At 32.3% G+C, this 21,245-nt stretch carries 21 protein-coding genes and 1 pseudogene; 20 read left to right on the top strand and 2 right to left on the bottom strand.

What is annotated here, in order from left to right:
* Window positions 1-61: 61 nt before the first annotated feature.
* The 5 genes from FVE72_RS05195 (at window position 62) to FVE72_RS05215 (ending at window position 4,114) form a co-directional block, all read left to right on the top strand.
* Window positions 62-580, top strand: a complete 519-nt coding sequence (locus FVE72_RS05195; RefSeq protein ID WP_026737527.1) for a GrdB-related putative oxidoreductase — start codon at window positions 62-64, stop codon at window positions 578-580.
* A 96-nt stretch (window positions 581-676) separates the two neighbouring features.
* Window positions 677-1,633 (top strand): N(4)-(beta-N-acetylglucosaminyl)-L-asparaginase, encoded by a 957-nt coding sequence (locus tag FVE72_RS05200; RefSeq protein ID WP_026737528.1) that lies wholly within the window; start codon window positions 677-679, stop codon window positions 1,631-1,633.
* A 1-nt stretch (window position 1,634) separates the two neighbouring features.
* The gene (locus FVE72_RS05205; protein ID WP_026737529.1) at window positions 1,635-2,777 is read left to right on the top strand and encodes a Sapep family Mn(2+)-dependent dipeptidase; all 1,143 of its coding nucleotides are present in this window, start codon (window positions 1,635-1,637) and stop codon (window positions 2,775-2,777) included.
* Window positions 2,778-2,964: 187 nt separating this feature from the next.
* Window positions 2,965-3,441 carry a DUF302 domain-containing protein gene (locus FVE72_RS05210; protein WP_051411751.1) on the top strand — a complete coding sequence of 159 codons (477 nt, stop codon included), beginning with the start codon at window positions 2,965-2,967 and terminating at the stop codon, window positions 3,439-3,441.
* A 61-nt stretch (window positions 3,442-3,502) separates the two neighbouring features.
* Entirely contained in the window at window positions 3,503-4,114 is a 612-nt protein-coding gene (locus tag FVE72_RS05215) for a flavodoxin family protein (RefSeq protein WP_146966404.1), read from the top strand.
* A gap of 84 nt (window positions 4,115-4,198) precedes the next feature.
* On the opposite strand, the gene FVE72_RS05220 is transcribed toward FVE72_RS05215, so the two are convergent.
* Together FVE72_RS05220 and FVE72_RS05225 are read right to left on the bottom strand one after the other, a co-directional pair.
* Complete coding sequence (locus FVE72_RS05220; protein WP_026737533.1) at window positions 4,199-4,780, bottom strand: histidine phosphatase family protein; 582 nt, start codon at window positions 4,778-4,780, stop codon at window positions 4,199-4,201.
* Window positions 4,781-4,801: 21 nt separating this feature from the next.
* Window positions 4,802-5,587, bottom strand: coding sequence for a helix-turn-helix domain-containing protein (locus FVE72_RS05225; protein WP_332069765.1), 786 nt, complete (start codon window positions 5,585-5,587; stop codon window positions 4,802-4,804).
* A 204-nt stretch (window positions 5,588-5,791) separates the two neighbouring features.
* On the opposite strand from FVE72_RS05225, the gene FVE72_RS05230 reads away from it, so the two are divergent.
* The 15 genes and pseudogenes from FVE72_RS05230 (at window position 5,792) to FVE72_RS05295 (ending at window position 20,979) form a co-directional block, all read left to right on the top strand.
* Entirely contained in the window at window positions 5,792-7,027 is a 1,236-nt protein-coding gene (locus FVE72_RS05230; RefSeq protein WP_026737535.1) for an ABC transporter substrate-binding protein, read from the top strand.
* Window positions 7,028-7,074: 47 nt separating this feature from the next.
* Window positions 7,075-7,962: a carbohydrate ABC transporter permease gene (locus tag FVE72_RS05235; RefSeq protein ID WP_232049489.1), complete on the top strand. Its 888-nt coding sequence runs from the start codon at window positions 7,075-7,077 to the stop codon at window positions 7,960-7,962.
* Between the two features lie 36 nt (window positions 7,963-7,998).
* The gene (locus FVE72_RS05240) at window positions 7,999-8,829 is read left to right on the top strand and encodes a carbohydrate ABC transporter permease (RefSeq protein WP_036056094.1); all 831 of its coding nucleotides are present in this window, start codon (window positions 7,999-8,001) and stop codon (window positions 8,827-8,829) included.
* Window positions 8,830-8,874: 45 nt separating this feature from the next.
* Window positions 8,875-10,712, top strand: a pseudogene (locus FVE72_RS05245) (alpha-galactosidase); the annotation flags it as partial.
* A 111-nt stretch (window positions 10,713-10,823) separates the two neighbouring features.
* Window positions 10,824-11,087: a GH36 C-terminal domain-containing protein gene (locus FVE72_RS11440; protein WP_232049504.1), complete on the top strand. Its 264-nt coding sequence runs from the start codon at window positions 10,824-10,826 to the stop codon at window positions 11,085-11,087.
* A 282-nt stretch (window positions 11,088-11,369) separates the two neighbouring features.
* Entirely contained in the window at window positions 11,370-11,867 is a 498-nt protein-coding gene (locus tag FVE72_RS05250) for a hypothetical protein (RefSeq protein WP_006806628.1), read from the top strand.
* Between the two features lie 18 nt (window positions 11,868-11,885).
* Complete coding sequence (locus FVE72_RS05255; RefSeq protein WP_026737538.1) at window positions 11,886-12,461, top strand: TMEM175 family protein; 576 nt, start codon at window positions 11,886-11,888, stop codon at window positions 12,459-12,461.
* Window positions 12,462-12,475: 14 nt separating this feature from the next.
* Complete coding sequence (locus tag FVE72_RS05260) at window positions 12,476-13,291, top strand: toxin-antitoxin system YwqK family antitoxin (protein WP_146966406.1); 816 nt, start codon at window positions 12,476-12,478, stop codon at window positions 13,289-13,291.
* A 24-nt stretch (window positions 13,292-13,315) separates the two neighbouring features.
* Window positions 13,316-14,227, top strand: coding sequence for a DNA-binding protein WhiA (whiA, locus tag FVE72_RS05265; protein ID WP_026737540.1), 912 nt, complete (start codon window positions 13,316-13,318; stop codon window positions 14,225-14,227).
* A 26-nt stretch (window positions 14,228-14,253) separates the two neighbouring features.
* Window positions 14,254-15,210 carry a tetraacyldisaccharide 4'-kinase gene (gene lpxK / locus FVE72_RS05270; protein ID WP_026737541.1) on the top strand — a complete coding sequence of 319 codons (957 nt, stop codon included), beginning with the start codon at window positions 14,254-14,256 and terminating at the stop codon, window positions 15,208-15,210.
* Between the two features lie 52 nt (window positions 15,211-15,262).
* Window positions 15,263-16,030 carry a hypothetical protein gene (locus tag FVE72_RS05275; protein ID WP_026737542.1) on the top strand — a complete coding sequence of 256 codons (768 nt, stop codon included), beginning with the start codon at window positions 15,263-15,265 and terminating at the stop codon, window positions 16,028-16,030.
* A 17-nt stretch (window positions 16,031-16,047) separates the two neighbouring features.
* Window positions 16,048-17,319 (top strand): serine--tRNA ligase, encoded by a 1,272-nt coding sequence (gene serS, locus FVE72_RS05280; protein WP_026737543.1) that lies wholly within the window; start codon window positions 16,048-16,050, stop codon window positions 17,317-17,319.
* A gap of 27 nt (window positions 17,320-17,346) precedes the next feature.
* The gene (locus tag FVE72_RS05285) at window positions 17,347-18,054 is read left to right on the top strand and encodes a glycoside hydrolase family 25 protein (protein WP_026737544.1); all 708 of its coding nucleotides are present in this window, start codon (window positions 17,347-17,349) and stop codon (window positions 18,052-18,054) included.
* A 118-nt stretch (window positions 18,055-18,172) separates the two neighbouring features.
* On the top strand, window positions 18,173-19,159 hold the full coding sequence (locus FVE72_RS05290) for a class II fructose-bisphosphate aldolase (RefSeq protein ID WP_026737545.1): 987 nt from the start codon (window positions 18,173-18,175) through the stop codon (window positions 19,157-19,159).
* A gap of 209 nt (window positions 19,160-19,368) precedes the next feature.
* Entirely contained in the window at window positions 19,369-20,979 is a 1,611-nt protein-coding gene (locus FVE72_RS05295) for a CTP synthase (protein WP_146966409.1), read from the top strand.
* Window positions 20,980-21,245: the final 266 nt, after the last annotated feature.

A 21,245-nucleotide genomic window follows, 5' to 3' on the forward strand; every position in this document is an offset into this window, starting at 1 on the left:
TGTAGATTTTCTTTGCAGTAATGAGGGAAATTTAATATAAGTTACAGGGAAGGACAAAAAAATGAGAATTATATTATTTTTCGATCAGATACAGTCGGGAACAGGCGGTAAAGAAGGGTCAAATGTAGAACTTGCCGTGGAAAAAGGCGGGATAGGTTCTTATCTTATGTTTGAAGAATATATAAAAGAAATAGGCGGAACAGTAATAGCAACAACTTATTGCAGTGATAATTATTTTAGAGATAATGAAGAAACAGTTTTATCCAAAATGGAAGGACTTATAAATAAAGTGAAAGCCGATATACTTTTATGCGGTCCGTGTTTTAATTATCACGGTTATGCTGAGATGTCGGCTATTTTAGCGGATTATATTCAGAAAAAAACCGAGTGTAAGCCGATTGTAGTGTGTTCTGAAGAAAATGACGACGTTATTCAAAAATATAAAAATGATATAATAATGGTAAAAATGCCTAAAAAAGGTGGAACAGGACTTAGAGAGTCACTCAAAAATATGGCGAAAGTTATAAAGAAAGTTCATAATAGTGAGAAATTGACGACTGAAGATAACATATATCAGTGATTTCAGCATATAGTTATTTTATATCTATAGAGTAAGAACGAGAATTTTTATAAACAATCAGCATATTAAGAAATGCGGAAAGAGGTGAAAATATTTATGTGGGGAATAATCGCTACATGGACTATGGCAAAAGACGGTTTGGAAGAAGGGAAAAAAATACTCGAAAATAAAGGTGAAGCAGGAGAAGCGATAGAAAAAGCGATAAGGAGTGTTGAAGATTTTCCTTATTATAAGTCGGTAGGATACGGCGGATTGCCTAATGAAGAAATGGAAGTGGAACTGGATGCGGCATATATGGACGGTACAACTCTTGATTTCGGTGCTGTATGTGCTATAAAAGATTTTGCAAATCCTATATCCGTAGCAAAAAGACTTAGCAAACTGAATGAAAACAATGTTTTGGTAGGAGCAGGAGCGGAAGCCTATGCACATAAAGAAGGTTTTGAAAGAAAAAATATGCTTACAGACAGAGCCAAAATTCACTATAAAAACAGAAAAAAAGATATTATAAACTTGGAATTAAAGCCTTATTCAGGACACGATACTGTGGGAATGGTCTGTCTGGACTGTTCGGGAAATGTGGTTTCGGGAACATCTACAAGCGGACTGTTTATGAAAAAAAAGGGACGTGTGGGAGATTCACCTATTATAGGTTCGGGACTTTATGCCGACAGTGAAATAGGAGGAGCAAGTGCTACAGGACTTGGAGAGGATATAATGAAAGGGATTATTTCCTATGAGATAGTAAAATTAATGGAAACAGGACTTAGTCCTCAAAAAGCCTGTGAAGAAGCTGTTTTCAATTTTGAAGAGAAAATGATAAAAAGAAGAGGAAAATTGGGGGATATTTCGGTTATTGCCATGAACAATAAAGGGGAATGGGGAGTTGCTACAAATATTGATAATTTTTCTTTTGTGGTTGCAAATGAAAATGAGGATATTTGTATTTACCGTGCTAAAAGAAAAGGAAAAGAAACGATATACGAGCCTGCAACAAAGGAATGGGTAGACGATTATGTAAAGGAAAGAATGAAACCTTTGGAGGAAAAATAAAATGAGTACGGAAAAAAAAGAAGAAATTATAAACAAAGTTAAAAATATACAGAAAGATTTGATAAATTCAATCAGAGAGTTGGTAGCTGTTTACAGTATTGAAGGAACTTCTTCGGAAAGTGCACCGTTCGGGGAAGGTCCTCTTGAAGCACTTCATAAAGTTTTAGATATAGCTCAAAAAATGGGATTTCATATTGAAAATATTGATAATAAAATAGGATATGCACAGTACGGAGAAAGTGAAAATGATGAATATATAGGAATTTTCGGACACGTAGATGTCGTACCTTTGGGAGAAGGCTGGAAACACGAACCGCTAAAAGGAGAAATCGAAAATAACCGTATTTACGGACGAGGAGTTTTGGATAATAAAGGTCCGATTTTAGCAAATTTATTTGCACTGTATATATTGAAAAAATGCGGTGTAACTTTTGATGTTCCTGTAAGAATTGTATTCGGAACAAATGAAGAAACAGGATTTAAGTGTGTAAAACATTATATGACAAAAGAGAAACCTCCTGTTTTCGGTTGGACACCTGATTGTAAATGGCCTGTGGTATATGGTGAAAGAGGCAGACTGAAAGTAAGAGTTTCTGCAGAAAATAAATATATTGAAGAACTTTATAATTTTGTCAATGACTATATTCTGTCTGCACCGAATAACGGAGTAAAATTGGGTATCAATTTTAAAGATGAAGACTTCGGTGAAATGATAATGAGAGGGTATAAATTGGGAGTTTCCGAAAATCAAAATTATTTTGAATGGGCAATGAGCTATCCTGCAATTTGTACAAAAGATGAATTAATAAAGCTGATAAAAGAGAAATTATCCGATAATCTGAAAATAGAAGAAATTGCCAACTGGAATCCTATATTGTATGATAAGACTTCAAAATATGTAAAGACATTGCAGAAAGTCTATAATGATGTAACAGGATTCGATTCAAAGCCTGTTACTACAACAGGCGGAACATACGCAAAAATTATTCCGAATATTATTGCTTACGGACCGAGTTTTCCAGGGCAAAAAGATATCGCACATCTGCCCGACGAATGGATGGATTTGGATGATTTGGAAAAGATTACCGAAATATACGCATTGGCATTGTATGAAATAAGTAAACTTAAAAATAAAAAAGAGTGATTTGAAAAGTAATATAAGTTCAATTCTATTTTCTTGAAAATATGGTTTATATAAAAAAAGAAAAAATATATTTTGATAATATTATTTTATATTATAGGTATATTTGCTTGAATTTATAAGGTTTATATGGTAAAACTTACTTGAGTTGAAGGTTAAACAGAAATTTAGAAGAAAGGAGGAAGCAAATGTGAAACAGAAATTTTTAGTATCGGTAATTTTAATTTTATGTTTCGGATTATCATTTGCAAATATGAAAATGAATATGAAAGACAATATGATGATTGATAGTGAATATATTCAGAAAAAAAGTTCTTATAATTTTAAAGAAACTGTTGAAAATGTAAAAAAAAGAATAATTGAAAAAGGCGGAACAATATTTTATATTTCGGATCATAAAAAAAATGCTGACGAAGTTCATTTGGAATTAAGACCTGCAACAGTTATTATTTTTGGAAATCCTTCTGTGGGAACATTCCTTATGCAGGAAAATCAAAAATCAGCTTTTGAATTACCTTTAAGAATATTAATTTATGAAAATGAGAAAGGCGAAGCTGAAGTAATTTATTATAATGTAAAATTATGGGAAAAGAAATTCGGAATAAAAAATAAAAAAATCTTAGCTAATATAGCAAATTTATATGATTATATCGTACCTTCAAAATAAATTTAATAAACCGTTTTACAAAACCTGAAAAACAAAAACCATTAAACCGAGGAGACAGACTATGAAAAAAATACAGATAAAACTTATAACAATTTTGAGTTTATTTACTTTAGCGATTTTAGGATGTGCAAAAGAAAGTACCGCAAAGACAATGAAAGATAATATGAAATCGGATATGATGAAAGACAGTATGATGACGAAAAAAACTCTGGTAGTTTATTATTCATTGACAGGAACAACAGAAAAAGTGGCCGAAATGATAAAAGAAAAATTAGGAGCCGATATTTTAAAAATCGAGCCTGAAAAAGAATACGATACATCTTCAGTTTCTAAACTGGAAGCATTAGTAAAAAAACAAATGGCAAATAAAGAAAAAGTTGCGATAAAAAAAATAAACAAAGATATTTCAGAGTATGATACTATAATAATAGGAACGCCTGCATGGTTTTCAGAAGTAGCTTTACCTGTACAGACATATTTATCCGAACAGAATTTGTCTGATAAAAAAGTTGCAGTATTTACAACTTATGGAGGAACATACGGGAATTTACTGATAAATTTTGAAAAAAATATAAAAGCCAAAGAAGTTAAAAAAGGAATAGCATTCAGCGGAAAACAGGTAAAAGAGGGAATTGATAAAGAGCTTAATGCCTGGATTGAAACTTTAAAATAGATAATAAAATTATAATTATAAATAAAAAGGAGTTGTTGAAATTGGAATTTTCCATACTTTAACAGCTCCTTTTAAAGTTATTGTTTAGATTTCTCTCTCAAAATCGTGTTTTATAAGTTCTATAAGGGTAAATTTTCCGTTTTCATATTCATATTTAAAAATAGAACAGTTGGGAATTCCTGAGAAAGGGAAATCAGGGGCATGTTTAAGCATAAATGTATAACAGGCTCCGCCGTGACTGACTGCAAGAACTGTTTCGTGATTTTCTCTTTCCATAATTTCTGTTAATGTTTCAGTCATTCTTTGTTCTACCTGTTTTCCGGATTCGCCTTTATATTTTACAAAAAACTCGCTGTAACTTTCCCGAGGCGGATTCAAGTCTTCACTTTCTCCTTCAAACAAACCGAAATTCCATTCTTTAATTCCTTTAAGTCTTTCATAGGGCATTTTAAAATCAGTAACAATCTCCAGTGTGTCGCTTGCCCGTTCCTGTGTAGATGAGTAAGCATGATCAAATTTTACTTCATTTGATTTAAAGTACAGTCCTGCAATTTCAGCCTGTTTTTTACCTTCTTCTGTTAAAGGAGAGTCGCACGCTCCCTGAATTTTCTTTCTGAAATTAAAAAGTGTCTGTCCGTGTCTCATCAAGTATAATGTCTTTTTCATATATCCTCCTTGAGCTTATTTTTATTCGTTTGATAAAATATTTAATTTACAAAAATGTTTATAGTAATTTCGGTATTTAGTAGGAGAAATTTTGAAGTTGTGTTTAAAGGCTTTGGCAAAATAATTTCCGCATGAAAATCTTACTTTTTCTGAGATTTCTTCAATAGTCATATTTGAGTTCAATAATAATGAAGTAGCTTTTTTAAGCCTGACTTTTATAAGATACTGTCCCGGGGATATTCCCGCTTCAGCTTTAAATTTCCTCGTCAAATGATATTTCGATAAATTTACGTGATTGGAAAGATCTTCTATTGCCAAAGGTTTTGCATAGTTTTTATTAATATAGCTTTTTATACTTTCGACAGTAGGAGAATCTATTTTTTTATTAACTTTTGTAAATTCATTTAAAAGTTCAAAAAGAAGATTGTACGCATATTTTGAACATTCAAAAATATTGTAGATTTCGTTACTTTTCGCAGCATAAAATAATTCCCAAAGTAATGAAATACTTTTGGAATCAGGAGAAAATTTTAAAATTTCGGAACCTGCATTTTTAACGATTTGTTTACGGAAATTTTCTGCTTCTGCGGAAAATTCCAGATATAAGACTTCCCATGAAGCATTCTTGGGAAGATAGTACACGTGTTTTCCGGGTACTTTTACAAAAAATGCCTCATTTTTACCTATTCTGTAAATTTTATTATCTATCTTTATTTCTCCGTAACCGTTTATAGTGTATTGGAGTAAACAGTAATTGCCATCCTGTGGTCTTTTCATATTGTCCCAGTAATAATCGGAATTTGTAATTTTTGCCGATCGATACTGTTTATTGTTACAATGGGAAAAGGCTTTTTGAAACCGAAAATATTAAGGATCCATTCTTTGTCTTTTTTGAGCATTTTTTTACCCCTATATTATTTTTTTACTCTTTTTTTATTGTAAAATCAAGTTATTATATATTATACAATAGATTTCTTATGAAAACAAATAAAAAATTCGGAGGTAATGGTAATGAGAAAAATTTTTATTTTAATGGCATGTTTATTGTTAATATTAAGTTGCGGAGGAAAAGAAAATAAAGACGGCAGTAAAAGCGGAGGAGAAAAAGAACTGACTTATCTGATTTGGGATAAAGGCCAGGAAGCGGGAATGAAAGCTATTATAGATGAGTTTGAAAAAGAAAATCCGGGAGTAAAAATAAAATTACAGATAGTCGGATGGGAAGAATACTGGACAAAACTTGAAACATCGGCTACAGGAGGAACATTGCCGGATATATTCTGGATGCATTCGGAAAGATTTTACGATTATGCTTCAAACGGTATGTTAATGGAAGTAGATAAAAATATAGATGAGGGATTTAAACATTTTCCTCAGGATTTGGTAAAACTGTATCAGTTTAACGGAAAACAATACGCAGTACCGAAAGATTTCGACACCATAGGAGTATTTTATAATAAAGAATTATTTGATAAAGCGGGAGTGCCTTATCCTGACGGAAATTGGGACTGGGCACAATATCTGGAAACGGCTAAGAAATTAACTAAAGACGGTATTTACGGACTAAGTGCACCTTTGAATTTTCAGGAAGGTTTTTGGAATGAAGTATATCAAAATGAGGGTTATATAATAAAAGACGATAAATCAGGTTATAATAATCCTGCAACACAGGAAGCCATCCAATGGTGGGTAGACTTGAGTTTGAAAGAAAAAGTTTCCCCTTTGCAAAAAGAATTTGACGAAGTGGAATATGTTCAAATGTTTACTTCGGGAAAAGTAGCCATGGCTCAGTTAGGTTCATGGAATTTGCCGAGAATAGAAGAAGATAAAGAATTTGCTAAAAAAGTAGGCGTTACATATTTACCTAGAGGGAAAAAACAGGCAACTATATATAACGGTCTTGGATATTCAGTTTCTGCAAAAACAAAATATCCTGAAGAAGCTAAAAAATTCCTTCAATTTTTAGCAACAGAAAAAGCGAATTTATTACAGGCTAAATATGTTTCGGCTATACCTGCATACGAAGGAACACAGCAGGCGTGGGTAGATCATAATAAAGATATGGATTTGAAAATATTTATAGATCAGTTGAAATACGGTGTAGTTTATCCGTCTGCAAGTAACGGAGGAAAATGGAGAGATTTGGGAAATCAGATATTTGCACCTGTATTTGCCGGAAAAGTTGATGTAAAAACTGCGACTGAAGAATATGCAAAAAAAATGAATGAAATGATAGAAGCAAAATAGATAATTTGAAATGAGGCGAAAATATGAATAACATAAAATCAAATTATATGAAAAACAAAAAAACGGAAAATATGGTTTGGGGCTATTTTATGATAACCCCGACAATGTTGGGACTCTTTATACTTAATATACTGCCTATATTTCAAACTTTATATTTAAGTTTTACAAAGTCGGGAGCATTCGGTAAAGTTACATTTATAGGATTAAAAAATTATGTGAATTTATTTCAGGATAAACTTGTTATGCAGTCTTTTATAAATACTTTTATTTATACAATTTTGACAGTTCCTGCAGGAGTATTTTTATCTTTGATTACAGCTGTGCTGCTTAATGCCAAAATCAGAGGAAAGACAATATACAGAACGTTGTTTTTTCTTCCTGTTGTATCTGTTCCTGCAGCAGTGGCTCTTGTTTGGAAATGGATATTTAACTCGAAATTCGGAATTATAAATACAATATTAACAGCTGTAGGATTGAAGGGAGTAGACTGGCTTACAGATTCCAAGTCTGCAATGATATCTATAGTGATAGTAGGAATATGGAGCATGGTAGGTTATAATATGATAGTTATACTTGCGGGACTGCAGGAAATTGCCCAGACTTATTATGAAGCAGCTGAGATTGACGGTGCAGGTCCTGTAAAAAAATTTTTTTCAATAATATTGCCTTTGATAACTCCTACATTGTTTTTTATTATAATTACGACTTTTATAGGATGTCTTCAGGTTTTTGATGTTATTTATATGATGATAGGAAGGGCAAATGTAGTATTACCTAAAGTTCAGTCTGTAGTTGTACTTTTCTATAATTATTCTTTTGAAAGAAATATGAAAGGATACGGTTCGGCAATTATAATGATGCTGTTCCTTGTAATACTTCTTATAACTTATATTCAGTTAAAATTACAGAAGAAATGGGTCAATTATATGTCATAAAGCTAAAAAATACAACTGAAAAGAACGGAGAATGATATGAAAAAATACGGATATAAAGACAAAAACAAAATAATAGTACATATTTTATTAATAATAGGAGCATTGTTTATGACAGGTCCTTTTGTATGGACTATGCTGACATCTTTTAAAACATTGCCTGAATCTATAAGTGTTCCGCCTACGATATTTCCTAAAAACTATAATTTCGATAATTATAAAAAAGCAGTTCAGATGTTGCCGTTTTTTAATTTTTACTTTAACACAATGGCAGTGATCATTATAAGAGTTATTGTATCTACATTTTTTGCGGCAATGGCGGCATATGCTTTTGCAAGATTAAAATTTCCGGGAAGAGATGTTCTGTTTATGCTTGTTTTATTACAGATGATGGTACCTTCTCAAATATTTGTAATACCTCAATATTTGATAGCCCATAAATTGGGAATATTGAACAGTATTTCCGCATTGGTACTTCCGGGGATTGTAACTGCATTCGGAACATTTTTATTGAGACAGTTTTTTATGGGGCTGCCTGTAGAATTGGAAGAAGCTGCTATTATTGACGGAGCAAACCAATGGCAAATATTTACTCAGGTTATGCTTCCTCTAGCTAGATCGGGAATGATTTCGTTAAGTATATTTACTGCTTTATTTGCATGGAAAGAACTAATGTGGCCTTTGATTGTAAATACCGATCTGGATAAAATGCCTCTTTCGGCAGGCTTGGCACAGTTAATAGGACAGTTTAACACAAATTATCCTGTATTGATGGCAGGATCAGTATTTGCTATAATACCGATGGTAGTAATATTTATGATTTTCCAAAAACAGTTTATAAGCGGTGTGGCACTTAATGGAGGAAAATAAGAATTGATAATAATATACTGAAAATAAAAAAGGAGATTTCAAAAAATGATAAAATACAGTGAAAAAAGCCGGGAATTTTATCTCGGTAATGAGCATATAAGTTATATAATCGGAATACTCCAAAACGGTCATTTGGGACAATATTATTTCGGGAAAAAAGTCCGATACAGGGAAGATTTTTCACATTTGTTTGAAAAAATCGGTGGAGAACCTGCGATTACTCCTTCTACGGACGGAAAAGGATTTTCTCTTGATATGATAAAACAGGAGTATCCGAGTTACGGTACAGGAGATTACAGAGAGCCTGCATTTGCTGTTTTGCAGGAAAACGGCAGCAGAATAGTCGACTTTAAATATAAAAGTCATTCAATTAAAAATGAAAAGAAAAAGTTGACGGGATTGCCTGCTGTTTATGCAAATGAAGATGATAAAGTCGAAACATTGGAAATTATTCTTGAAGATGAAGTAATTGATGCAGAACTGATATTAAGTTATTCAATTTTTGAAAAATATTCTGCAATAATGAGAAATGTAAAAATCATAAATAAAGGAAATCAAAAACTGAATATAGAAAAAATAATGAGTGCATCTCTGGATTTGCCCGATTCGGAATATATACTCACACAACTTAGCGGTGCATGGGGAAGAGAAAGATATGTAACAGAACGGGAAATAAAAAGAGGAATAACTGTAATAGACAGTAAAAGAGGGACAAGCAGTGCTTTAAACAATCCTTTTATAAGCCTGAAAAGAAAAAATACTACAGAAACTTCGGGAGAAATAATAGGACTTAATCTTATATACAGTGGAAACTTTTCGACGACAGTAGAAGTAGATCAGTATGATGTTACAAGAGTAAATATAGGAATAAATCATTTTGACTTTAACTGGCTTTTGGAACCGGGTCAAGAATTTCAGTCGCCTGAAGCGGTTCTTGTATACTCCGATGAGGGGATAAACGGAATGAGCCTTACTTTCCATAATTTATATAAAAATAATTTGATAAGAGGAAAATATAAAAATAAAGCAAAACCTGTATTATTGAATAACTGGGAAGGTACGTATTTTAATTTTAACGAGGAAAAGATACTAAAAATAGCTGAAGATGCGAAAAAACTCGGAGTGGAATTATTTGTTCTGGATGACGGATGGTTCGGAACGAGAAATGATGATTTTCAAGGACTTGGAGATTGGGAGCCGAATTTGGAAAAACTTCCTCACGGGATAAAAGGTTTGGCAGAAAAAGTAAATCAAATGGGAATGAAATTCGGATTATGGTTCGAGCCTGAAATGGTAAATAAAAACAGCGATTTATACAGAAAACATCCCGACTGGATAATATCGACTCCCGACAGATTTGAAACGCCGGGAAGACATCAGCACACTCTGGATCTGTCGAGAAAAGAAGTGGCAGATTATGTGTATGAATCTGTTGCACGAAATCTGAGAGAATCAAACATAGAATATGTGAAATGGGATATGAACAGATGTATGACGGAAATATATTCCAAAGGAAGATGTGCATGCAGACAGAAAGAAACGGCTCACAGATATATTTTAGGACTTTATTCGGTACTTGAAAAAATAACACAGGAATTTCCTGATGTACTTTTTGAATCCTGTGCAAGCGGAGGAAACAGATATGATCCCGGAATGCTTTATTATATGCCGCAAACTTGGACAAGTGATAATACCGATGCTGTAGACAGACTGAAAATACAATACGGAACATCTATGGTATATCCTGTACCTTCACCCATGTTTCCATAACTCCGAATCATCAGACTTCAAGAAATACGAGCCTTGATATAAGAGGAAACGTAGCGATGTTCGGTACATTCGGATATGAAATGGATCCGAAAGATTTGAGCGAAGAAGAAAAAGAGAAAGTAAAAGAACAGATAGAAGAATTTAAAAATTATAGAGAGCTTATAGCTGAGGGAGATTTTTACAGGATAAAATCACCTTTTGAAAGTAATGATACAGTTTGGATGATGGTAAGCAAGGATAAAAAAGAAGCATTAGTAGGATATTACAGAAAATCGGTCGAAGTGAACGAAGGATTTAAAAGAGTAAGGCTGACAGGATTAAATGAAAATCTTGATTATACAGTAAATAAGAAAAATAAAGGCACCCTCAATAAAGTCGGAGGAGATGAGCTTATGAATGTCGGACTATTTATAGGAGAAGCAAATACAGAGCATAGAGATATGCAGGGAGATTACTATACTGAACTGTATTATTTGAAAGCCGAGTAATTATTATATTTTTTAAGTAACCTGTTTTATAAAATATTTTTGCCCAAATTGAACTTATGGATAAATTGAGTTCGGTTCGGGTGTTTTAGTGAAGGGATATTTTACAGGAATCCCGATATATAAAAGAAATAACTTCATAATATTGATTTTTAAGGGTTTTAATGGTAAAATATATCTTAAATAAATGTTTGTTTTCTGCTGACCGGAATTTACAGTGCAGAGAACTCTGAAAAGTTATTTTAAAAAATCAGGTATAAAGTAATATATTACAAGGAGGGCATAATGTTAAAAAAATTAGCATTTTTCCTATTGTTTTTAATAGGAATAATATCATTTTCATTGGAAAGTAAGGATTTTAATACACCGCAGGCTGTAATTTACAATACAAATAAAAAAATGCCTGCAAATTTTAGATTTGAAATGGAAGAGGATAATTGGGAAGACACCAATTACATTATTCATGTTATTAAAGACGGAGATAAATATAAAGTGGCATATAGCTATCTGAAAGCAAACTCTCCGAGTTACTATGATAAAGACGGTTATCCGAGACTGGATTTTGTAACGAAAGAATTTGATAAAGTTTATTTTACTTATTTTTCGGCTCAGCCCGGCACTTATGTTAAAGAGGGGAAAAAAATAGAAAGAATGACTTATGAAACATTGACTGCCGAACAGTTGGAAGAATTTTTAAAAGAAAGAAACGCTAAAAAAGTCGATGATAATATACAAAAAAGAATAAAAGAGCATCTTTTATGGCTGGATAGTGCTGCAAATTAAAAGATAAAGGAGAAATTAGTGAACAAGGAACGTTTAACGGCATTTACAGATGCGGTACTTGCTATTATTATGACAATACTTGTATTGGAGCTGGAAAAACCTTCGGAGCCTACTTTAAGAGCTATATGGGAATTAAGAACAAGCTATTTTTCTTATACGCTTTCTTTTTTCTGGCTCGGAACAATGTGGGTAAATCTGCATAATGAATGGCATAAAGTAGAAAAAATTTCCAAAAGTGTAGTATGGTGGAGTGTAATTTTATTGTTCTTTTCATCATGGTTTCCTTACACGACAAGTTTTGTAAATTCATATTTTTACAGCAGCACAGCTCAGGTATTTTACGGCATTATAGTTCTTGCGGTTACTTATGTAAATATAGAATTGAGTAAAGCGTTGGAAAAAGCGAATGAAAATAATAAAAAATTAAAAGAAAAAACAGTAAAAAGAAGAAATTGGTTGCATATAGATATATTAATAAAAATTGCAGGACTTATAATTTCTATATTTGTTTATCCTCCTGCAATGATGTTAAGCGTACTTGTAACTTCAATTTTGGTGCTCACGGTATTTACCCATGAAAGAAATAAAAAATAAGGAGATTTTAAATAATGAAAAAAAATTATATTATTTTAACGGTATTATTATTTTTAATGGCTGTAATTTCTTACGGACAGGATGTATATGCAGATTACAGAATACATTTTAATAAGATTTATATTACAAATTATGTACAGACTGAAAGCGATAATTTAAAACTGAAAAGAGTCAGCGACTCAACATATGAAATATCCAATTCCGGAAATTTCAGAATACATGATACAGGGGGAAGACTGCTAGATGTAACATTGAAAGGCGGGATTATCGACGGGCAGTATAACGAGTATTACAGTAACGGAAATATGTTTACAACAGGAAAGTACGGTGACGGGAAAAAAGAAGGATTATGGAAAATCTATACTGAAAGCGGACTCCTTTGGAAAAGTTATGAATACAAAAATAATGAATTAAACGGTAAATATATATTATATTACACAAGTACAGGCGGAAAAGAAACAGTCGGAAATTATAAAAATGATAAACTTGACGGAGCGTGGAATGAATATTATTCTAACGGAAACAAAAGAAAAAGCGGAGATTATCAGGACGGTAAAAAGAATGGAGTATTTACCGAATGGTTTTCAAACGGAATTAAAAAATCCGTGATAAACTATGCCGACGATGAAATAAACGGTAAAATGAATGTTTATTATGAGAACGGAACATTATTTTATGAAGCGGATATAGTTGGAAGAGAAGGCAATGTAAAAGGTTACTATCAAAGCGGAAATGTAAGTTTTGAAGGGAAAGTATCCGATAATAAAAGACGCGGAACATGGAATTTTTATGATAATGCCGGAAATCTATCAAATAAAGTGGAATATTAATTTATAATCGGAAACGGAGGAAATATGTCCTTTTCGGCAACATTGAAAAGAGAACTTTTTAATAAAGAAATAGAAAATAAAGAAGAAATTTACGCAGAGCTTTTCGGGATTTTTATTTCCAAAGATATTATAAGCGAAAAAGGAGTAAATTTCAGCACCGAGAATGTTTCCCTTGCAAAAAGAGTTTATTCAAACTTAAAGGCGATTACTGAAATGGATATTTACTTGAAATATTCCATGAGTAACAGACTTGGAGCACATAAAATATATGAAGTAAAAATCATTGTTACTAAGAATAATAAAAAAGAATATGATAAATTATTGAAAAAATTGTTTTCACATAAAAACTTTTCGGAAGAAAAAACTGAGCATCAACTGGCAGGAATAATAAGGGGATTTTTCATAAGTTGCGGTTATGTGAAATCTCCCGAAAAAGGTTATGCTCTGGATTTTTTTATAGATACTGAAGATTCGGCTACTTTTTTATATTATTTGTTTAAACAGATGGGGAAAAAAGTTTCCCATACCGACAAAAAGTCCAAAAGTCTGGTTTACTTAAGAAATTCCGAAGATATACTTGATATTATTTTTCTCATCGGCGGAGTTACTTCGTTTTTTGAATTTGAAGAAGTAACTATTAATAAAGAAATAAGAAATAAAATAAATAGAAACATGAATTGGGAAATTGCCAATGAAACTAAAAAGCTTTCAACTTCGGAAAAACAGATAAAAATGATAAAATATATTGACAGTGAAATGGGATTGGCGGAGTTGTCGGGTATTTTAAGGGAAACTGCTGAAATAAGACTGGAAAATGAAGAAATGTCTTTGCAGGAACTGGCAGATTTGCTTGAAGTTTCCAAGTCGGGAATAAGAAACAGATTTCGCAGAATCGAGGAAATTTACAACAGTTTAAGAGAGAGCAACGGGGATTAATTCAGTATTTGGAGGAAGTATTCAAAATGAAATTTTTATCTTTATTATACGGATTTGCAGTTTTTATAAGGAATAAACTGTATGACCTGAAATTGTTGAAAACAAGAGAAGTAGAAAATGTAGAAATTATTTGCGTAGGGAATATAGTAGCAGGAGGTTCGGGAAAAACTCCTGCAGTTCAGTATTTTGTGAGAAAATATTTGAGTGAAGGTAAAAAAGTCGGTGTTTTAAGCAGAGGATACAAGGGCAAAAGAGCTGTGGACACTATGCTTGTCAGAAATGAAAAAGAGATAGTTGCAAAGCCTTCGGAATCGGGAGATGAAGCGTACCTTCATGCTTTAAACCTTCAAGTGCCTGTAGTTGTTTCTAAAGACAGATACGAAGGAGCTGTTTATTTGAGGAATAAATGCAGTGTCGATTTTATAATAATGGACGACGGATTTCAGCATAGAAAGCTGAAAAAAGATAAAAACATAGTTCTGATAGATGCGACAAATCCTTTCGGAGGAGATGAATATTTGCCGAAAGGAAGATTACGGGAATCGATAAATGAACTGAAAAGAGCCGATGAAATTATAATTACGAAAAGTAACTATGTGAAAAATGATGTTGTGAAAATGATAAAAGACAGAATAAAAAAATATAATAAGCCGATTTCTGTTGCTGTATTTAAAGAAAATCATTTTTATAATGTAAAAGGCGAAATTTTTGAGTCGGATATAATTAAAAATAAAAATGTGCTTATATTTTCTTCAATAGCCAATCCTAAAACTTTTTATGACACTGTGAAAAAAGTCGGGCCTGAAAAAATTGATGAAATAAAATTTGCCGATCATCATTCTTACAATGAAGAGGAAATAGAGGAAATATCTGTTGAAAGCAAAAATTATGATTATGTGATAACTACTGAAAAAGATATTGTAAAAATAAATCGTGATATAGAAAATTTGCTTGTTTTAAAAATGGAGTTTGAAATTATTTGAAAAAAATAGTATAATTTTTAATTAAAGGCAAAATTCGGGAGGAAGTATACTGTTGGAAAAAAGTAAAGAGCAAAAACAGAGTTTGTGTCATATAAAAACATTTTCAGAGTTTGTAGATCAGCATAAAAACTGTTTTGAAAAAAGAAAGTATTTTGTAATAAATGAAAAATATGAAATAACAAAAAGAGAGCCTTCTTTTCTTTTGGAATTGGGATATATCTATTTTCAGACAAAAGATAAAACAATAGAAAATGTTGTAGAAGAAGAGTTTTTATATACATATAAAGAGAAAAACAAAAGAATAGACAGACTTTCAAAGTATGAAAAAAACAGGCTGAAAGAAAGTTTCAGGCGTTCTCTTGTGAATAAAGACTCGATACATTCAGTTAAACTCGGAAATGAGTTGCTTCACAGAAATAAAGAAGAATTTCTGGAAATAATGTATAAAATTTCTTTAATTTCAAGTGACTGCAATAAACTTATAAAAACTTTTTTTGTAGAGTTTTTACTTGATGAAGTCGGAGATTTTAATAAAAACAGGGAACAGACAGATGAAATTGTGAGAAACATAATAAATTATTTTGTGAAATCGGAAAATGAATATATAAACTATTCGTGTAAAAACAGCATTGAATATTTTATTAATAATAAAACAGATTTACTTTATAAAAAGATTTATAATGAAAATTATGATAAGATTGTGAAAAAATATAATATTCAAAGTATTTCAAAATTGGAACTCGAAATAAATGAAAAAGATTATGATAAATTATCGGAAAGCAAAAAAATATTATATAATTATTTAAAAAATAAAAAATAGAAAAGGAGAGAAAAAGTATGTTGGAGATGAGATATATAAGAGAAAATGCCGAAAAAGTAAGAGAATATCTGAAAAACAGAAAAAGTGACTTTGATTTGGACGGTTTATTGGCTCTTGATGAAGAAAGAAGAAATGTTTTACAGGAAGTCGAAATGCTTAAAAAAGAGAGAAATGAATCAAGTACTCTTATAGGAAAATATAAAAAAGAAGGAAAAGATGCTGCGGAGTTACTGGACAGAATGCAGGAAGTGAGCGGGAAAATAAAAGAGCTTGATAAAAAACTTGCTGAAATAGATGAAAAACAGGTAAAACTTACTTTTACTATACCTAATAAACTTCACGAAACAACTCCTGTAGGAGAAAGTGAAGATGACAATGTAGAAATAAGAAAATGGGGAGAACCTAAAAAGTTTGATTTTACTCCGAAATCTCATGATGAATTAGGTGTAAATCTCGAAATTTTAGATTTTGAAAGAGGTTCAAAATTGGCAGGGTCAAGATTTACAGTATATAAAGGGCAGGCTGCAAGACTGGAAAGAGCATTAATCAACTTTATGCTTGATACTCATACGACAGAACACGGTTTTGAAGAAATAATGACACCTCAAATGGCAAAAAGAGAAATAATGACAGGAACAGGTCAATTGCCTAAATTTGAAGATGATATGTATAAAATCGAAGAAGAAGATTTGTTTTTAATACCTACAGCAGAAGTTACATTGACAAATCTTCATAACGGAGAAATCCTGTCCGAAGAAGAACTTCCTAAATATTACTGCGGATTTACTGCATGTTTCAGAAAAGAAGCAGGCTCGGGAGGAAAAGATTTAAAAGGAATTATAAGACAGCATCAGTTTAATAAAGTGGAAATGGTAAAAATAGTGCATCCTGAAAGTTCTTACGAAGAATTGGAAAAAATGGTTTCCAACGCAGAAAGAATATTGCAGAAACTGGAATTACCTTACAGAGTAATAGCATTATGCAGCGGAGACATAGGATTCAGTGCGTCAAAAACTTATGATATAGAAGTTTGGGTGCCAAGTCAGGATAAATACAGAGAAATTTCTTCGTGTTCCAATACTGAAGATTTTCAGGCGAGAAGAGCGATGATAAAATACAGATCGAAAGAAAACGGAAAAAGCTATTTTGTTCACACATTAAATGGATCGGGATTAGCTGTGGGAAGAACATTACTTGCTATAATGGAAAACTATCAACAGGAAGACGGAAGTATAAAAGTTCCTGAAGCCTTAGTTCCTTATATGGGAGGATTGACCGTTATAAAGTAATATCCATGGCTATGGATAGGAGATAAAATGAAGAAAATTTTTAAATTTTTATTTTTTCTCGTTGTTTTGGGATGTGCAGCGATTTATCTTGAATTTTCAGGATATTTCTATCATAACGATATTTTTGCCAAGTTATACAAAATACAGGGAATAGATATATCTCATCATCAGGAAAAAATAAATTGGAAAAAAGTGAGTAAAAAGTATAAGTTTGTAATAATGAAAGCGACAGAAGGTAAAGATTTTCTCGATACGGATTTTTCATATAACTGGAATAATGCGAGATTAAACGGTTTTACTGTGGGAGCGTATCATTTTTTCTCTATGCTCAGCAGCGGAAATGCACAGGCTGATTATTATATAAGTAAAGTGCCTGATTATGACAAGGCTTTGCCGCCGATAATCGATTTGGAAATACCGACAAAATATCCTAAAAAAAGGGTTTTGCTCGAGTTGCGTAATCTGATAGAGAAATTAGAAGAGCATTATAAGAAAAGAGTGATAATATATGTTACATACTATACTTATAAAGCCTATATTCAGGGAGAATTTCCTGAAAATAAACTGTGGATAAGAGATATAAAGTTTGTACCTCAACTGGCTGAAGATGATAGATGGGTAATGTGGCAGTTTTCCAACAGAGGAAGAGTGGAAGGTATTCCGGGATTTACAGATAAAAACGTTCTTCGGGGAAATTCTGTCGAACAGCTGATAGAGGAAAGCAGGATAAAATAACTTTTTGAGAAATAAGTGAAAATAATAAGTAAAAATAAATTGATTTTTATGTAAAAATCTGATAGTATGTATTTAAGCTAATAAACAGATAATATTATATATTTTAGGAGGCTGTAAAATGAAATATCATTTTAAAGATTTAGGATTAAGCAACACAAAAGAAATGTTTGCAAAAGCAAACAAAGAAGGGTACTCAGTTCCGGCTTTTAACTTTAATAATTTGGAACAGTTACAAGGAATTATTGAAGCATGCGTTGAAATGGGGTCGCCGGTAATACTTCAAGTATCCACCGGGGCAAGAAGTTACATAGGAAAAGAAATGTTACCTTGGTTGGCAAAAGCAGCTACAGCTTATGTTGAAGCTTCAGGGTCGGACATACCTGTGGCATTACATTTGGATCATGGACCAAATTTTGAAGAAGCTAAAGATTGTATAGAATACGGATTCTCTTCAGTAATGATAGATGCTTCTCATCATCCTTACGATGAAAACGTAAAAGAATCTAAAGAAGTTGCAGACTTTGCTCACAAACATGATGTAACTGTAGAAGCTGAATTAGGTGTGTTGGCAGGAGTTGAAGACGATGTAGTAGCTGATAAACACATTTATACACAACCTGATGAAGTTGAAGATTTCGTTAAAAAAACAGGTGTGGATTCATTGGCAATCGCAATAGGAACTTCTCACGGGGCTCACAAATTCAAACCGGGAGATAAACCTCAAATCAGATTGGACATCTTGAAAGAAATCGAACAAAGAATACCTGGATTCCCTATAGTATTACACGGGTCTTCATCAGTTCCTAAAAAATTTGTTGATATGATTAACAAATTCGGAGGACAAATTGCCGATGCAATCGGTATACCTGATGAACAATTAAGAGAAGCTTCAAAATCTGCTGTTTCCAAAATAAATGTTGATACTGACGGAAGATTGGCATTTACTGCAGGAATCAGAGAAGTTTTGGCAACTAAACCGGGAGAATTTGATCCTAGAAAATATGTAGGTCCTGCTAAAAACTATATGAAAGATTATTATAAAGAAAAAATAGTATCAGTATTCGGATCTGAAGGAGCTTACAAAAAAGGAACTCCAAGAAAATAAGAAATTATATGGATATGAGGGCTCATTGTCGCCCTCATACTTCCGCTACCCGCGGTTTTACGCAACTGCGTCGACTTCGAAAAGGCGGGGGTAAATTTTTAAAACCGATAACGGTATTAAAAAAAGAACCATGATAAAGGTGAAAATTTTTTTTTTCATCTTTTTTATTTGTGGATTTTCATATAGAAATTTTGATTATAGGAGGAAAAATGAGAGTAAAAATCGACAAGACAAAGTTTATCTTTGTTACGGGCGGAGTTGTTTCTTCGCTTGGAAAAGGAATTGTGGCTTCTTCATTGGGAAGACTTCTGAAAGAAAGAGGGTATAAAGTTACGATTCAAAAATTTGACCCGTATATCAATGTAGATCCGGGAACAATGAGCCCTTATCAGCACGGAGAAGTTTTTGTAACTGAAGACGGTGCGGAAACGGACTTAGACTTGGGACATTACGAGAGATTTATAAATGAAGATCTGACGAAGTATAATAATCTTACAACAGGGAAAATAATGTCTAAAATAATTTCCAAAGAGAGAAAAGGTGAATTTTTAGGCGGAACGGTTCAAACAGTTCCTCATGTTACAGACGAAATAAAATATAATATTATAAAAGCAGCCGAAGAAAGCGAATCTGATATAGTTATTACTGAAATAGGGGGAACTATAGGAGATATAGAAAGTGATCCTTTTATAGAAGCGATAAGACAGCTCAAAAGAGAAGTAGGAAGAGAAAATATAGCTTATATCCATGTTACTTTGCTTCCTTATTTAAAAGCCGCAGGAGAACTAAAAACAAAACCTACGCAGCACAGTGTAAAAATGCTTCAGGGATTGGGAATTTCGCCTGATGTAATTATAGTGAGAAGTGAACATCCTGTAGATCAGAATATTAAGAAAAAAATATCCATATTCTGTGATATAGATGAAGAAGCGGTAATAGAATCATTGGATGCCGATACACTTTACGAAATACCTTTGACAATGGAAAGATTGGGACTTGCCGATGTTATATGCAGACATTTCAAAATTGAAAATAAAAAACCTGCTTTGATTGAGTGGAGCAAAATGGTTGAAAAATTTAAAAATCCGAAAAAACTTGTAAAAGTTGCAGTTGTGGGAAAATATGTGGAATTGAAAGATGCCTACATAAGTATCAATGAAGCAATAGAGCATGCAGGATTTAATTTGGATACGAAAGTGGAAATAGACTATCTTAAAGCGGGAAATTTTGATATAGAAAAACTTTCAAGCTATGACGGAATACTTGTTCCGGGAGGTTTCGGAGATAGAGGAATAGAAGGAAAAATAGATGCTGTAAGATATGCGAGAGAAAATAAAATTCCGTTTTTCGGGATTTGTTTGGGAATGCAAATGGCATGTGTGGAATTTGCGAGAAATGTGTTAGGACATAAAAATGCTACTTCCACAGAATTTGACAGAGATACCGAATATCCGATTATAAGCCTTATGGAAGAACAGGAAGGGCTTGAATATTTGGGCGGAACAATGAGGTTGGGAGCATATCCGTGTATTTTAAAAGATGAGAGTATAGCGGCAAATATTTACGGAAAAACTTCAATAAGTGAAAGACATAGACACAGATACGAATTTAACAGTAAATATAAAAATGAATTTGAACAGGCGGGAATGGACATAGTAGGATTATCGCCTGACGGAAATTATGTGGAAGTAATTGAAATTAAAGAACATCCTTATTTTCTTGCAGTCCAGTATCATCCTGAATTTAAAAGCAGACCGACGAAACCTCATCCGTTATTTACAGGTTGGATAAAGGCTGTGTTGAAGAAAAGATGGACTTAATATTAATAATATTTTTAAAAGAATAAAAATATATATTTGCTTCCTGCGTTGAACATAGTAGTAATTACTTTATTTCAAATATATCAGACGATGATTTTGGTCAAAAAATAATTAAATATACCGATATCTCTTTTACAATAAAAAAAGATTCAATATATAACAGACTATTTAAGAATAACAAGTATAAATATTTTCAGGGAAATGGCTGTGTGAAATGCAGAAATACTGAAAATAATGAAGAGTTTATTACAGGTATAGTCAACTAT

This window comes from Pseudoleptotrichia goodfellowii (assembly GCF_007990505.1).
In the GTDB taxonomy this organism is placed as follows: Bacteria; Fusobacteriota; Fusobacteriia; order Fusobacteriales; family Leptotrichiaceae; genus Pseudoleptotrichia; species Pseudoleptotrichia goodfellowii.

Excerpts from the sequence above, each read along its gene's own strand:
- FVE72_RS05195 (WP_026737527.1), top strand. The coding sequence starts at position 62 with ATGAGAATTATATTATTTTTCGATCAGATACAGTCGGGAACAGGCGGT.
- FVE72_RS05200 (WP_026737528.1), top strand. The coding sequence starts at position 677 with ATGTGGGGAATAATCGCTACATGGACTATGGCAAAAGACGGTTTGGAA.
- FVE72_RS05205 (WP_026737529.1), top strand. The coding sequence starts at position 1,635 with ATGAGTACGGAAAAAAAAGAAGAAATTATAAACAAAGTTAAAAATATA.
- FVE72_RS05215 (WP_146966404.1), top strand. The coding sequence starts at position 3,503 with ATGAAAAAAATACAGATAAAACTTATAACAATTTTGAGTTTATTTACT.
- FVE72_RS05220 (WP_026737533.1), bottom strand. The coding sequence starts at position 4,780 with ATGAAAAAGACATTATACTTGATGAGACACGGACAGACACTTTTTAAT.
- FVE72_RS05230 (WP_026737535.1), top strand. The coding sequence starts at position 5,792 with ATGAGAAAAATTTTTATTTTAATGGCATGTTTATTGTTAATATTAAGT.
- FVE72_RS05235 (WP_232049489.1), top strand. The coding sequence starts at position 7,075 with ATGAAAAACAAAAAAACGGAAAATATGGTTTGGGGCTATTTTATGATA.
- FVE72_RS05240 (WP_036056094.1), top strand. The coding sequence starts at position 7,999 with ATGAAAAAATACGGATATAAAGACAAAAACAAAATAATAGTACATATT.
- FVE72_RS11440 (WP_232049504.1), top strand. The coding sequence starts at position 10,824 with ATGGTAAGCAAGGATAAAAAAGAAGCATTAGTAGGATATTACAGAAAA.
- FVE72_RS05250 (WP_006806628.1), top strand. The coding sequence starts at position 11,370 with ATGTTAAAAAAATTAGCATTTTTCCTATTGTTTTTAATAGGAATAATA.
- FVE72_RS05260 (WP_146966406.1), top strand. The coding sequence starts at position 12,476 with ATGAAAAAAAATTATATTATTTTAACGGTATTATTATTTTTAATGGCT.
- whiA (WP_026737540.1), top strand. The coding sequence starts at position 13,316 with ATGTCCTTTTCGGCAACATTGAAAAGAGAACTTTTTAATAAAGAAATA.
- lpxK (WP_026737541.1), top strand. The coding sequence starts at position 14,254 with ATGAAATTTTTATCTTTATTATACGGATTTGCAGTTTTTATAAGGAAT.
- serS (WP_026737543.1), top strand. The coding sequence starts at position 16,048 with ATGTTGGAGATGAGATATATAAGAGAAAATGCCGAAAAAGTAAGAGAA.
- FVE72_RS05285 (WP_026737544.1), top strand. The coding sequence starts at position 17,347 with ATGAAGAAAATTTTTAAATTTTTATTTTTTCTCGTTGTTTTGGGATGT.
- FVE72_RS05290 (WP_026737545.1), top strand. The coding sequence starts at position 18,173 with ATGAAATATCATTTTAAAGATTTAGGATTAAGCAACACAAAAGAAATG.
- FVE72_RS05295 (WP_146966409.1), top strand. The coding sequence starts at position 19,369 with ATGAGAGTAAAAATCGACAAGACAAAGTTTATCTTTGTTACGGGCGGA.